At 43.9% G+C, this 14153-nt stretch carries 14 protein-coding genes; 13 read left to right on the top strand and 1 reads right to left on the bottom strand.

The features are described 5' to 3' along the window. The 8 genes from WKI49_05960 to mutS form a co-directional block, all read left to right on the top strand. On the top strand, positions 1–642 hold a 642-nt coding region (locus WKI49_05960), incomplete at its 5' end, for a heterodisulfide reductase-related iron-sulfur binding cluster (protein MEJ7622035.1). Positions 643–651: 9 nt separating this feature from the next. After that, positions 652–1017: a nucleotidyltransferase domain-containing protein gene (locus WKI49_05955; protein ID MEJ7622034.1), complete on the top strand. Its 366-nt coding sequence runs from the start codon at positions 652–654 to the stop codon at positions 1015–1017. Continuing rightward, entirely contained in the window at positions 936–1337 is a 402-nt protein-coding gene (locus WKI49_05950; protein ID MEJ7622033.1) for a nucleotidyltransferase substrate binding protein, read from the top strand. Before WKI49_05955 ends, WKI49_05950 begins: the two co-directional genes overlap by 82 nt. Positions 1338–1414: 77 nt before the next feature. After that, the gene (cysM, locus tag WKI49_05945) at positions 1415–2365 is read left to right on the top strand and encodes a cysteine synthase B (GenBank protein MEJ7622032.1); all 951 of its coding nucleotides are present in this window, start codon (positions 1415–1417) and stop codon (positions 2363–2365) included. Positions 2366–2374: 9 nt separating this feature from the next. Then, entirely contained in the window at positions 2375–4678 is a 2304-nt protein-coding gene (pheT, locus tag WKI49_05940) for a phenylalanine--tRNA ligase subunit beta (protein MEJ7622031.1), read from the top strand. A 195-nt stretch (positions 4679–4873) separates the two neighbouring features. Further along, positions 4874–5443: a 5-formyltetrahydrofolate cyclo-ligase gene (locus WKI49_05935; protein MEJ7622030.1), complete on the top strand. Its 570-nt coding sequence runs from the start codon at positions 4874–4876 to the stop codon at positions 5441–5443. Further along, positions 5440–7176, top strand: coding sequence for a ribonuclease Y (rny, locus tag WKI49_05930; protein MEJ7622029.1), 1737 nt, complete (start codon positions 5440–5442; stop codon positions 7174–7176). The genes WKI49_05935 and rny overlap by 4 nt, the downstream gene beginning before the upstream one ends. Then, the gene (gene mutS, locus WKI49_05925; protein ID MEJ7622028.1) at positions 7157–9697 is read left to right on the top strand and encodes a DNA mismatch repair protein MutS; all 2541 of its coding nucleotides are present in this window, start codon (positions 7157–7159) and stop codon (positions 9695–9697) included. Before rny ends, mutS begins: the two co-directional genes overlap by 20 nt. Positions 9698–9707: 10 nt before the next feature. Here the strand turns inward: mutS and gatB are convergent, their stop codons facing one another. After that, the gene (gatB, locus tag WKI49_05920) at positions 9708–11123 is read right to left on the bottom strand and encodes an Asp-tRNA(Asn)/Glu-tRNA(Gln) amidotransferase subunit GatB (protein ID MEJ7622027.1); all 1416 of its coding nucleotides are present in this window, start codon (positions 11121–11123) and stop codon (positions 9708–9710) included. A gap of 15 nt (positions 11124–11138) precedes the next feature. On the opposite strand from gatB, the gene rdgB reads away from it, so the two are divergent. The 5 genes from rdgB to WKI49_05895 form a co-directional block, all read left to right on the top strand. Further along, on the top strand, positions 11139–11735 hold the full coding sequence (gene rdgB / locus WKI49_05915; protein ID MEJ7622026.1) for an RdgB/HAM1 family non-canonical purine NTP pyrophosphatase: 597 nt from the start codon (positions 11139–11141) through the stop codon (positions 11733–11735). A gap of 7 nt (positions 11736–11742) precedes the next feature. Next, positions 11743–12144, top strand: a complete 402-nt coding sequence (locus WKI49_05910) for a low molecular weight phosphatase family protein (protein ID MEJ7622025.1) — start codon at positions 11743–11745, stop codon at positions 12142–12144. A gap of 42 nt (positions 12145–12186) precedes the next feature. Further along, positions 12187–13098, top strand: a complete 912-nt coding sequence (locus tag WKI49_05905; protein MEJ7622024.1) for a LysR family transcriptional regulator — start codon at positions 12187–12189, stop codon at positions 13096–13098. Next, entirely contained in the window at positions 13095–13778 is a 684-nt protein-coding gene (locus WKI49_05900) for an HAD family hydrolase (GenBank protein MEJ7622023.1), read from the top strand. Before WKI49_05905 ends, WKI49_05900 begins: the two co-directional genes overlap by 4 nt. 84 nt (positions 13779–13862) lie before the next feature. After that, positions 13863–14153: hypothetical protein (locus tag WKI49_05895; GenBank protein MEJ7622022.1), on the top strand; the 291-nt coding region annotated here is incomplete at its 3' end.

Below are 14153 nucleotides of genomic sequence, written 5' to 3'. Positions count from 1 at the left end.
TTTGAGAAGAACGACATATATGTGGAGCTTCCAGAACAGCAGTGCTGTGGTATACCCTTCTTTGACATAGGAGATATAGATTCCGCTACGGAGAAGGCAAGGTTTAATGTGCAAAGGCTAAAACACTATGTGGATGCTGGCTTTGACATAGTAGTGCCAGTGCCTACCTGTGCTTTGCAGATAAAGTATGAGTATCCTTTACTTTTGCCCGATGACCCAGATGTAAAGGCGGTTTCAGAGAGGGTCTACGACGTTCATGAATATCTTTTCAAGCTTCATCAAGAAAAGAGATTCAACAAGGACTTTAAGGTTTCTTTAGGAAACATAGCCTATCACATTCCTTGTCATCTTAAATCTCTCAATGTGGGCTATAGGGCTGTGGCACTTATGAGACTAATACCCAACACCAAGGTTCAAATAATAGAAAGGTGTTCGGGGCACGATGGGACCTTTGGGGTGCGTAAGGAAACCTTTGATATGTCCATAAGGGTGGGTTCAAAACTCTTTGAGGATATGAAAAACTCTAACGCAGACCTTTATGTGTCTGACTGTCCTCTTTCTGGCAATCACATAGAACTTATGACTGGCAAAAGGGTTTACCATCCCATTGAAGTTTTAGCGATGGCTTACGGAGAGGATTAGAATTTCTCTGTGGAGGCGGAAAGATATTTTGAGCTAATTGGCAGGACCATAGAAAGAGCCTTAAGAAAAGACTGCCTTATAATATTCTTTGGCTCAGCGGTAAGGGAGAACTTTGGCAGGGCTTCTGATATTGACGTGGCTTTGTTTTGCTCTGAACCTTTAAGTTTCACTGAATACTCAAGACTTCTTTCCGAGATTGAGGAGCTACCAATCTTGAGAGATGTAGACCTTGTAGACCTTTGGCGTGTAGATTCCTACGATTTTCTAAGTAAAATACTTGAGGAGGGTCTCTTTTGGAAAAGTTCAGAAGAGCTTATGAGGCTTTTGAGAAGGCGTTTAGAAGGTTTGAGGAAGTCAGAAGTCAAAACCTCATGAGCTTTTTCAGAGAAGAGTTCTACACGGAGATAGTGGTAAAACGCTTTGAGTGTTTATACGAAGCTCTGTGGAAGACGGTCAAGGAGTTCTTGAGGGTGAGAGGCATTGAGTGTTATTCTCCAAAATCCTGCTTTTCTGAGCTCTTGAAGGAGGGTGTGGTCTCATATTCGGAAGAGGAGCTTTTGAGCGAGCTTATATACATAAGAAACAGGCTTGTGCATGTTTATGAGGAGGAGACCGTAAAAATGCTAAGAGACAGGATTTTACAAGAGGACATCTATGGGCTCTTTAAGGAGCTTCTTGTAAGGCTAAAGCCATAAGATAGTCTCTCAAGATTGTAAGAAGATGGGAAATCTTGGAAGGTTCGCAAGATATGGGCTTGGCTTATAATCTTTCTGTGTGGGTTCTTGGTCAACATGACGAGCCTTATAGGAAGATAAGAAACTCTATACTTAACCTTGTGGGCAACACGCCTCTTGTGAGGCTCAGAAAGATTATTCCACCAGAGGTTTCTCCAAAGGTGGAGATATACGCCAAGTTAGAGAGTTTCAATCCAGGTGGTTCTGTAAAGGACAGACCAGCACTTAGCATGTTTTTGGATGCCATAGAAAGAGGACTTCTCAAGGAGGGTAAGGTGGTTATAGATGCCACTTCTGGAAACACGGGTATAGCACTTGCCATGGTGGGTGCTTGTCTTGGAGTTCCTGTGGAACTTGCTATGCCTGCCAATGTGAGCGAAGAAAGGAAAAGGATAATAAGGGCTTATGGTGCAAAGGTATACCTTACAGACCCCCTTGAGGGCACGGACGGTGCCATACTCTTTGTGAGGGAAAAAGTTAGCAAAGAGCCAGAAAAATACCTCTACCTTGACCAATATAACAACCCTGCCAACTGGAAGGCACATTTCTATTCTACGGGCATAGAGATATGGAACCAAACTGCTGGCAGGATAACCCATCTTGTTGCAGGCATAGGCACGGGTGGAACTATAATGGGCACGGGGAGAAGGCTAAAGGTCTATAACCCAGACATTCAAATAATTGGTGTCCAACCTGCCTATCCCTTTCATGGAATAGAAGGTCTAAAGCATATAGAAAGTTCCATAAAGCCTGGTATCTTTGACGAGACCTTTTTGGATAGAACCATATTTGTGGAAACTGAGCCTGCTTACGAAATGACAAAAAGGCTTGCAAGAGAGGAGGGCATACTTGCGGGACAATCCTGCGGTGCTGCACTTTACGCAGCTATTGAGCTTGCAAAGGAGCTTGAAGAAGGAGTTATAGTTGTAATATTCCCCGATGGTGGAGAAAAGTATCTCACTACTGCACCCTATAGAGATATTGGTTAAAATATTTCCATGAAAATTCCCTTCTCGTGGCTTTCAGAGTTTATACAAGTAGAAGGTCTTGACCCCAATAGAGTTGCAGAAGAGTTAACCCTGAAGAGCGTTGAGACTTCTATAAGCAAGTGGGACTTTGACCTTGATGGTGTTGTCTTTGCCAAGGTGGTAGAGAAAAAACCTCATCCTACGAGAAGGTTATACATTTACAGAGTTCAGGCTGGTGAAAGTCTATACCTTCAGGTGGTGTCCGCAGATGCCAATTTACAGGTAGGAGATGGAGTGCTTCTTGCCCTTCCCAACGCCAAGGTAGGAAGCATGTGTATAACTCAGAGAGATTTTGATGGAGTAGCTTCTCAAGGTATGCTTTTGTCCGCAAGGGAGCTGGGTCTTGAAGACCAGTCTGAAGGTGTCCTTGTCCTTGAAGAGGACCTAAAGCCAGGCACATCCGCCTATGACCTTCTTGGCTTTGGAGAGTTTATATTGGAAATAGAGCCTACACCAAACAGGGGGGACCTTCTTTCTGTCAAAGGTCTTGCAAGGGAGATATCCGCTTTGCTGGGAGTGAAAAAGAAGCCAAGAGAATATCCAGAGTTTGAGGAATTCGGAAAGTTAGAAATAAGGCTTGAGTCAAAGGACTGCAAGAGATACAGAGGTGCTATTATAGAAGGCGTAAAAGTAAAAGGGTCTCCCTTATGGCTAAGGAAAAGACTTTGGCAGTGTGGTGTAAAGACCATAAACAACATAGTGGATATAACCAACTATGTGATGCTTTTGGAGGGACAGCCACTGCATGCCTTTGACCTAAAGGAGTTAAACCTACCCATAGTTGTAAGAGATGCAAGAGAAGGAGAGACTATTACTACCCTTATGGGAAGCCAGAAAAGCCTAAGTGCTGTTAACCTACTTATAGCGGATGTAAGCAAACCTCTTGCCATAGCTGGTATAGTTGGTGGATTGGATAGTTCTGTAAAAGAAAGCACAGAGAGCATACTTCTTGAGTCCGCATACTTTGAGCCCTATAGAATAAGAAGGTCCGCAAAACATCTTGCCCTTCAAACAGACAGTTCTTACAGATTTGAAAGAAGCGTGGATATAGAAGGTGTAAAGACCGCACAAAACCTTGCCATAAGGCTTATCCTTGACCTTGCGGGTGGCACTCTTATAGCACTTAAGGATATATATCCAGAACCCTATGAGCCAAGGAGGGTTTTTCTAAGCCTTGAGAAGTATAGAAAGTATTCAGGCAAGGACTTTGACAGACAGAAAATTTCACAGACCTTAAGCGCCCTTGAGATACCTCATGAAGTCATGAGGTGTGGTGTGGAAGCTCTTATTCCATCTCATCGTAGCTTTGACATGCAAGGTGATGTGGACCTTATAGAGGAGCTTCTTAGAGTGGAAGGCTATGCACAGGTGAGTTCCTCTACCTTAAAAATTCCAGCCAAGCCATCGCAGATAGAGGGCATTGCGGACAAGCTTAGAAGTCTAATGGTTAGCAAGGGCTTTTCTGAAGTGATAACCTTTTCCTTTGAAGATGCGGAGCTATACAGGCTTTTGTCTTTACCCCTCCCACAGATAGAAGTTATAAACCCTTTGAATAAAAGTCAAAGGTATATGAGGACTTTCCTCTTGCCTTCTCTTTTGAGAGTGTGTCTTGAAAACATAAGAAACTACAACTACAGCATGGCTATCTTTGAAATAGGCAATGTCTTTCTTGGGGAAGAGGAGCTAAGGCTTGGCTTTCTCATGACTGGCTATAGGAGACTCTTCCCAGAAGAGGAGTATTCACCTTATCATGGACTGGCTATCCTTCAGGATATCTTGAGAAACTATGCGGAAGGCTTTAGGTCGGAAGCGTCTAATATACCCTTCCTACATCCAAAGGTGCAAAGAGCCTTCTACTTAGGAGAGGAGGAGATAGGATACTTTGGTATTTTGAACCCTACGCTTCAGGATAGGCTTGCTATAAGACATAAAGTTATTGTGGGTGAGTTAAGGCTAAGCCATTTGAAAGAAAGACACAAAAGCTACAAACCTATAACCCAGTATCCACCTGTGATAAGGGACCTTACGCTCCTTATGGACAAAGAGGTGAGTGTGGATAAATTAATATCCCATATCAGGAAAAGAGAGCTGGTGGAAGATATGAAGGTATTTAGTATATACATAGACCCAAAACTTGGGGAAGGCAAGAAGAGTGTTAGCTTTAGGCTGACCTTTAGAAGCAAGGAAGGAACACTTTCTGACCAGCAGGTTAACAAACTTGTGGAAGAGATAGTGGCAGAGCTGGAAGAAAATTTTGGAGCGAAGCTAAGATAGAGCCTGCCCTGTGCGTGGTGAAGGAGTTTATATTGGGGTCCACATGGTGAGGCAATAGGGAGCCCGGTCTCCAGGAGAGCCAGAGAGGCCTTCTGGGAGGGCACCCACCTAATTCTTAGGGGGCCCACCGAAGACTCCTTCCGCCACGGCATGGGCGGGTATTCTTGCCTTCCCCTCCTGAAAAGGAGGCGGAAGATGAAGGTTCTTACGAAGGATGATATAAGAAGATTAATCATACAAAAGAGAGAAGCCCTCACAGAGGAAGAAAGAGAAAAGCTATCGGAGGGTATAATAAAAAACCTCTTATCCCTCAAGCCCTTGTGGGATGCAAAAAACCTTCTTATGTTCTGCCCTCACAGGGGAGAACCTAACATTACACCACTTTTCTCTTGGACTTTGCAAAGGGGTAAAGCTCTTTTACTCCCAAAGGTAGAGGGGAAGAACCTAAGGCTTATAAGACTTGAGGATACTACAAGCCTTAGCCCCGGTGCCTTTTGTATACTTGAACCCTCTAAAGGCAAGGAGGTAAGACCAGAGGAAGTAGAGCTCTCGCTCATCCCCGGAATAGCCTTTGACAAGGCGGGATACCGTATAGGTTATGGGAAGGGATACTACGATAGGCTCTTTGAAAGGTTGGGAGGGCTAAAGGTGGGAGTGTGCTACGAGTTTCAGGTCTTGGAGGAGGTGCCAAGGGATGACTGGGATATGCCTGTTGACCTTGTGGTCACGGAAGAAAAAATCTATCAAGGAGGTAAGGAAGGATGAGCGTGGAAGTGCTTGTTATTGCTGTCTTTTTGGCTTTAGCTGTTGGAGGAGCTTTGGGTTTTGTGCTTTCAAGGAAGAACTCAGGCAAGTCTTCTGTTTTTGAGACAGCGGTAGACCTTGAAGAGAAGAAGAAGGAAGCGGAGCTAATGGTTCTAAAGGCTAAGGAGGAGGCTCAAGAGATACTAAGAAAGGCTTATGAGGAAGCAAGGGAGACAAAGCTAAATGCGGAAAGAGAGGCGGAGAAGATAGTTAAACTCGCTCAGGAAGAAGCGGACAGACTAAGGGCAACCCTTAAGGAAGAAGCGGAGATGATAAGGCAAAACCTTGACAAGAAAAGCAGGGAAATGGAAGAATACCTCGCAGAGAGAAAGCAAGAAATCCAGAAGTTAGAGCAGGCTCTACAACACCGTGAGGCAAACTTAGAAAGAAGGGTTCAGGCTCTTGAAAGACGTGAGGAAGAGCTATACAGAAGGGAAAGGGAAATAAGAGAAATGGAAAGGCAGATAGACCAAGCTCAAAGAGACCTACAGTTAAGGTTAAAGGAGCTTGAAGAGAGGGAAAGGGAAATAGAAGCACTCAGGCATAGGGAAATTCTTGAGCTCCAAAGGATAGCCAATATGACCCTTGAGGAAGCAAGGTCAGAGCTATTCAGAAGAGTGGAAGAGGAAGCAAAGATAGAAGCCATAAGAGTGGCAAAGCGTATAGAAGAGGAGGCAAGGGAAAGGGCGGAGTTTGAAGCAAAGAAGATAATAACTACCGCAATCCAAAGGCTTTCCTCTGAGATAGCCATAAACTACACCACCACCACAGTGGAACTTCCCAGCAACGAGTTTAAGGGAAGGATAATAGGAAGGGAGGGAAGAAACATAAGAACCTTTGAGCTCCTCACAGGCGTAGACCTGATAATTGACGATACACCTGATATTGTTACCATATCCTCCTTTGACCCCATGAGGAGAGAGCTCGCAAAGGAAGCCTTAGAAAGGCTTATAGAAGATGGGAGAATACACCCCGCCAGGATAGAGGAGGTGGTAGCAGAGGTTAAAAGGGAAATGGATGAGAAGATAAGGAAGATGGGAGAAGAGACATGCATGGAGCTTGGTCTATACGACATAAACCCTGGGCTTTATTACTACATAGGTAAGCTCTACTACAGGACAAGCTATTCTCAGAACGTGCTTTTACACTCAAAGGAAGTTGCTTACCTTGCAGGTATGATGGCGGAGGAGCTCGGGCTGGATGCTAAAATGGCAAGGAGGGCTGGACTTTTGCACGATATAGGTAAAGCCATATCCCACGAACTGGGAGGTTCTCACACGGACATAGGCATAGAGCTCTGCAAACGTTATGGAGAGCCAGACCCAGTCCTAAATGCCATAAAAGCACATCACAATGAAGAGCCGGTAAGATATCCAGAGGTTGCCCTTGTGTGTGCTGCGGATGCCCTCTCTGCAGCAAGACCCGGTGCAAGAAGAGAAACCCTTGAAGCCTATCTCAAGAGACTTGAAAAGTTAGAGGAAATAGTCAAGTCCTTTAAGGGAGTGCAAAACGCCTATGCGGTGCAGGCAGGAAGAGAGGTAAGAGTTATAGTGAACCCAGAGGAGATAAGCGACGAGGAAGCCTACATGCTTTCCAAAAACATAGCAAGGAAAATAGAAGAAGAGATGCAGTTTCCCGGACAGATAAAGGTGGTGGTAATAAGGGAGACAAGACATGTGGAATACGCCAAGTAATCAAGACCTAACTCCTATGCTCTCTCAATACCACCACTTTAAAAAGCTCTACAGGGACTGCCTGCTCTTTTTTCGCCTCGGAGACTTTTATGAGCTCTTCTACGAGGATGCGGAGATAGGTTCAAGGGAGCTCGGTCTTGTGCTCACCTCAAGACCTGCAGGAAAGGGGAAAGAGAGAATTCCCATGTGTGGAGTTCCCTACCATTCTGCAAACTCCTACATCTCAAAGTTAGTCTCCAAGGGCTATAAGGTAGCCATATGTGAGCAGTTAGAGGATGCAAGTCAATCCAAAGGTCTTGTAAAGAGGGATGTTATAAGGGTCATCACTCCCGGCACATACTTTGAGAAGGAAACCTGCGGGCTTGCCAGCCTCTTGAAAAGGGGAAGCCTCTATCTTTGTGCCTACTTAAACCCAGCGACAGGTGAGTTTTTGGGAGGCTCCTTTGACCCAGTGAATGCAAAGGAGTTTATCCTTAAGTTCTCTCCAAAAGAGCTTTTGATACCTCAAGGTCTTTCCTTTGACCTAAAGGAGTTTGACCTCTTTGTGAGCACCGTAGAAGAGGAATACTTTCATGAGGGTCTAAAAGTGCTTTTTGAGGATATGAAGCTCTACAGTGCCAGAGGGCTTGGTTTTGAAAAGGAGGAGGAGCTTTTGCCTTTTGGTGGCTTATACCTTTACCTCAAAAGCACACAAAAGTCCTTTTTACCCTTTGTAGAAAAGCCAAAGCCATACACAGAAGAGGGTTATGTTCGCATAGACTACAGGACAAGGAGAGGGCTTGAGCTCTTAGAATCCTATGAGGGTTCAGAAAGGTATTCTCTTTTTGGAGTAATAAACAGGACCCTAACGGGTATGGGAAGAAGAAGGCTTAGGTTTCATATCCTACATCCCTTTAGGGAAAAAAGTGCCATTCAAAAGGTGCAGTCCGCAGTTCAGGAGCTTATGGAAAAAAGACAGCTCTTGGAAGCCCTAAGGCAAGAGCTAAGGAATATGCCAGACCTTGAAAGGCTCGTAAGTAGGATAAGCGGTGGTATCTCTACTCCAAAGGACCTTTTGCAAGTAAGAAGAGCTCTTGAAGCCTTGGAGAAAATAAAGGAGCTTTTAAGGGACACGGATTCTACTTCCCTTAGAGAAATTTACGAAGGACTGTTAGAGCTCAGCGACCTAAGAGAGGATATAGAAAAGACCCTCGTGGAGGACCCACCCTTGCATGTAAAGGAAGGAGGTCTTATAAAGGAGGGCGTAGACCCACAGTTGGACCAGCTTAGATACTACAGAGACAACGCTCAAAGCCTAATAGACCAATACGAAGCTAAGCTAAGAAAGGAAACTGGAATACAAAGTCTAAAGATAGGCTTTAACCGTGTTATGGGCTATTACATAGAAGTGACAAAGCCAAACCTCAAGTATGTGCCTTCTTACTTTCGTAGGCGTCAGACACTCTCAAACGCAGAAAGGTTCACCACAGACTATCTGCAAGAGCTTGAAGAGAAAATACTTTCCGCTCAGAGCAAGATAAACAATCTTGAGTATGAGCTTTTTATAGCTTTGAGGGAGAGGGTTATAAAAAGGCTTGAAGAGCTTGCCCATAACGCAAGGCTTATAGGTTGGCTTGACTATCTTCAGTCCCTTTCAAGTATAGCCTTAGAGAAGGGATGGGTAAGACCTCAAATAGTTGAAGAAAAGGTCCTGCATATCCAAGAGGGTAGGCATCCTGTGATAGAAGAGCATGTAAAAACCTACTGTCCTAACGACACACATATGGATGAGGAAAGCCTCATATACATAATAACTGGTCCAAACATGGCAGGAAAATCCAGCTACATAAGGCAAACTGCCATTCTTACCCTCTTGGCTCATATGGGTTCTTTTATTCCTTGCAAGTCCGCAAGGATAGGCTTGGTATCTTCTATTCATGCACGCATAGGCTCTGGGGATATTCTGGCTTTGGGAGTTTCTACCTTTATGAATGAGATGCTTGAGGTTTCGAGCATACTCCACAATGCGGATGAAAGGAGTTTAATAGTCCTTGACGAAGTAGGAAGGGGCACATCCACTTATGATGGCATAGCCATAAGCAAGGCTATAGTGGAGTATATATTGGAAAACATAAGGGCGAGAACCCTTATAGCAACCCACTACTTGGAGCTTACTGAGATAAACAAAAGGGGCGTAAAAAACTATCACATGGCGGTAAGCAAAGAGGGGGAAGATATAAATTTCTTGTATCTTTTGAAGCCCGGTAGGGCGGAGGGGAGCTTTGGTGTTAGAGTGGCAAAAAAGGCGGGACTACCAGAGAAGGTTATAAAAAGGGCGGAAGAGGTTTTATTGGAACTTGAAGCCTCAAGGACCCTGCCTGTATTGGAAAGAGTTTACGAAGAAAGCCAAAGAGAAGAAGAAAGGCAACTTTTGGAAGAGCTTATAGAGCTTGACATAGCAAACCTAACACCCTTGCAAGCACTTATAAAACTGGCGGAGCTAAAGGAAAAGGCAATTAGCCTGAGAAAAACTAAAGTGTAAAAGGTAAAGCTTATTTGCTTAACATTTCCCTCAACAATTTGTTTACTAACTGCGGGTTAGCTTTGCCCTTTGCCTTTTTCATAACCTGACCTACAAGAAAACCAAAAACCTTTTCTTCTCCTGCTTTGAACCTTTCCACTTCCTTTGAATTTTCCCTTAAAACCTCTTCTATCATAGACCTTATCTGTCCCTCATCACTTATCTGCTTTAGACCCTTTTCTTCCACTATCTGAGAGGGGCTCTTGCCAGTTGCGGTCATCTCCTTTATAACTTCCTTTGCAAGCTTTGAAGAGAGCACATTTTCCTTTATAAGTTTTACAAGCTCTGCAAGACTTTGGGGGCTAACAGGAGAGCTTTCTATGTCTTTACCAGCCTCTGAAAGGCTTCCAAGAAGGTCATTAAGTAGCCAGTTGGCAGTTAGCTTGGGGTCTTGTCCGTAATACCTAAGGGATTCTTCAAAGAAGTCTCCAAGCTCTTTGTTATCGGTTAGCACCTTTGCGGAGTATTGGTCAAGACCAAGCTCTTTTATAAACCTCTCAAGCCTTTCTTCGGGTAGCTCTGGCATGTTGGCTTTTATCTCCTCTAACCACTGCGGAGGAATAACAAGGGGTAGTAGGTCTGGCTCTGGAAAGTATCTGTAGTCTTCCGCCTCTTCCTTTGTCCTCATGGGGTGTGTTAGACCTGTGGAGGGGTCAAAGGTGCGTGTCTCTTGCACTATTTTCTCTCCAGAAAGGAGGAGTTTTATCTGCCTTTCTATTTCGGACTCTATTGCCTTTTGGACAAAACGAAAGGAATTGACGTTCTTTATCTCCACCCTCGTGCCAAGCTCTTTTGAACCCTTCGGTCTTATGGAGATGTTTATATCACAACGAAGCTGTCCCTTTTCCATGTCCGCACGAGAGACTCCAGTGTATCTCATAATGTTTCTTAGCTTTTCAAGAAACTCCCTTGCCATTTGTGGAGAGTCTATGTCTGGCTCTGTCACTATTTCCATAAGAGGTGTGCCAGCCCTGTTTAGGTCCACATAGGTTTTTGAACCTTCATGGATGTTTTTACCCGCATCCTCCTCTATGTGTAGCCTTCTTATTCTTACCTTTTTGCCACCTACTTCAAGCCATCCATTGACCGCAATAGGTTCTTCATACTGAGATATCTGGTATCCCTTTGGAAGGTCTGGGTAAAAGTAGTTTTTCCTTGCAAAGACAGAACGCATGTTTATCTGGCAGTTAAGAGCAAGTCCAGCTCTTATGGCAAACTCCACAGCCCTTTTGTTTATAACGGGTAAACTCCCAGGCAGTCCAAGACATACAGGACAAACATTACTATTTGGCTCCGCACCAAACTCCACAGGACAGGAGCAGAAGAGCTTGGTTTTTGTATCCATCTGCACGTGTATCTCAAGACCTATAACTGGCTCAAACTCCATGCTTATAATTGTAGCATGGTGAGGAAAATTCTTGTAGCAACCACAAACTTGGGAAAAAGGAGAGAAATTCTCTCCATACTCAAGGAATACGAGGTTGAGGTTTTATTCCCAGAGGAAGACCTAAAAGTAGAAGAGGGAAGCTGTAGCTTTTTAGAGAACGCTTATCTGAAGGCAAAGGCATACTACGAGGTTTACAAAATACCAACCCTTGCAGAGGATTCTGGACTTGTAGTTCCAAGCCTTGATGGGTATCCGGGCGTCTATTCCAGCAGGTTTTATAACTTAGAATGGGGAGGAAGGGAAGAGCCAAAAGAGGGCAAAGACAAGGCAAATATAAACAAACTTCTAAGGCTTATGGAAGGCAAGCAGGACAGAAGGGCATACTATGTAGCCTTTGCGGTGCTTTTTTTAGAAGATGGTGGTCTTTGGTCAGAAGGGCGATGCTATGGCACCATACTCCAAGAGCCAGTTGGAGAAGGAGGCTTTGGCTACGACCCAATCTTTCAGCCAGAAGGTTTCCAAAAGAGCATGGCACAATTAAGCATGGAAGAGAAAAACCTCATATCCCACAGAGGCAAAGCCCTCAGAAGGATAATGCAAATGCTAAAATAGAAGTTCCATGAAGATAGCCTTTATATCCACAAAAAATGCAGTCAGGAGCATAATGGCAGAGGCGGTTGCAAGAAAGCTATCAAAGCTCGCCCTTTTGTCTTTGGAGATATACTCTGCAGGTGTAGAGCCTGCCAAAAGAGTGCCAGAAGAGGTTATAGCTCTCCTAAAGGAAAAGGGTTATCCCACAGAAAAGCTCTACCCCAAACCTGTAGAAAAAATACCCTACGACCAAGTGGATGTGCTTATAACCCTCTCATCAGAGGCAAGAGACAGGTGTCCCTATTCAGAAAGGCATATGAGAAGGGAGCACTGGGTTTTAGAAGAAGCATCAAGCATGACAAAAGAAGAGCTCTCAAAACTCTTAGAACAGTTGGAAAGTCTCATAAAAAACCTCTTTAAGATAAGCTAATCTTTTGCCTGCTATAAGAAAGTTTTATAATTTTAAAGCGTAATGATAGACATTAGCAAGCTCAAGACCTTTGTGGCAGTTGCAGACCTTGGAAGTTTTTCAAAGGCTTCGGAGATACTATACATAACCCAGCCTGCGGTTACCCAGCAGATAAAAGCCCTTGAAAGGATAGTGGGTGCAAAGCTCTTTCAAAGACATGGTGGTAGGATAGTGCTAACAGATGAAGGGAAGAGAATATACGAAATTGCCAAGAGTCTCCTCTCTAACTACGAAAACCTCATGGAGGAAATGGCAAAGATAAAGAAGGACTTCAAAGATACACTCCTTTTGGGCATAAGCACCACCCTAAGTGAATACAAGATTCCAGAGCTCCTTGTGGAGTTTCACAGAGAGCTTCCTAACATCTCCATAAGGGTGCTTGTGGATAACTCGCAACACATAGAGGAGGGTCTATCATCCGGGGTGCTTAACATAGGAGTAATAGAGAGGGAGCCATCGGAAAAATTTAGCTCCATAAAGTGGTTCATGGATGAAATAGTCTTCTTTACTCATCCTTCCCATCCTTTTGCCAAGAAGGGAGAGATAGAACCTGAGGAGCTCTACGGGGTAGACCTCATCTTTAGAGAGGTTAGCTCTGGCACAAGAAAGGTGGTTAAGGAGGAGTTGGAAAGGCTTGGCATAATTTTTGAAAAGCTTAACATAAGAATAGAGATAAACTGCGGAAGGTCAATTCTAAGTATGGTAAAGAGTGGCTATGGCTGTAGTTTCCTCTCAAAGGGCTTAGTTGAAAAGGCAATAGAAGAGGGTAGTGTTGTTCCTGTGAGGATAAAAGGTTTTAACGCTGTAAGATGGTATTACATAATCTATCCAGAGCATGAAAAGCTTACCTTCTTGGCAAGCAAGTTTATGAAATTTTTACTTTCTAAGGCAAGCTCCGAACTAATGGCTGGATGAGAAAGGGTGTAATTTTTGACGTGGATGGAGTCATAGTGGATGTAAGTCAATCGTATCACTATGCTATAAAGCACACTGCGGAGTATTTCCTCAAAAAAGAAGTTCCTATAGAGGAAGTAAGGAGGATAAAGTTCTCCAAAGGCATAAACAATGATTGGCTTGCAACCTTTGAAGTGATAAAGCAGTATGGAGGAACTGCGGATTTTGAGGAGCTTGTAAGGGTTTTCAATGACTTGTATAGGACTTTGAGAGATAAAGAAAGGTTAATACTTGAAAGGGAGTTTTTCATGAGACTTAGGGAGATGGGATGCTCTCTTGGTATAGTCACGGGAAGACCAAGAGAAGACCTTTTGTATCTTTTTGAAAAGCATGGACTTTCAGATTGCTTTGACTTTGTGGTAGATGAGGACACCATAGAAAATGAAGAGCTTAGAAAACCCCATCCTTACGCTTTACACCTATGTGTAGAAGGTCTTGGTATAGATAGGGGTGTTTATGTGGGTGATAGCCTTGCGGATTGGCAAATGCTAAAGGATTACAGAAAAATCTATGACAAGCCTCTTGAATACATTCATGTAGGCGATAATGTTGCATTAGAAGGTGTTAGGTATATACCAAAGCATGGACAAACATCACTTTTACAGGCTTTGATACAAATCTTAGATCTTGGCACTGGCTAAAGTATCCGCAATATTCGCGATTAATCCACGGTTAATCTTTGGAATCTATTCTATAACTATCAAAACTTTTTAGGAAGTGCTAACATGAGGAAGGCATTAGCTATCCTTACAGCCTTAGGCACAGCGGGGGCAGTTGCCCTTGCACAGCCACCACACATGGGCAAAAAGGAGCATAAGCTCTGGTGCCAGCAAAACTGGGACAGGTGCAAGCAGTTTAGGGAAGAAGCTCTTAAGATAAGGGAAAGAAACATACAGAGAGAACGGGAATGCTTGCAAAAGGCAAAGGACTTTTGGGCTTTTGAGGAATGCAAGGCTCAGGTAAAGGTGCAGGGTAAAAGGGAGATGTCTGAACTTAGGCAGAGGTTTATGGAGGGT

This window comes from Aquificaceae bacterium, assembly GCA_037722135.1.
Classification (GTDB): domain Bacteria; phylum Aquificota; class Aquificia; order Aquificales; family Aquificaceae; genus Pampinifervens; species Pampinifervens sericum.
Note: the sequence above shows the minus strand (reverse complement) of the source record. Positions and strands in the feature narration are given on the sequence as shown.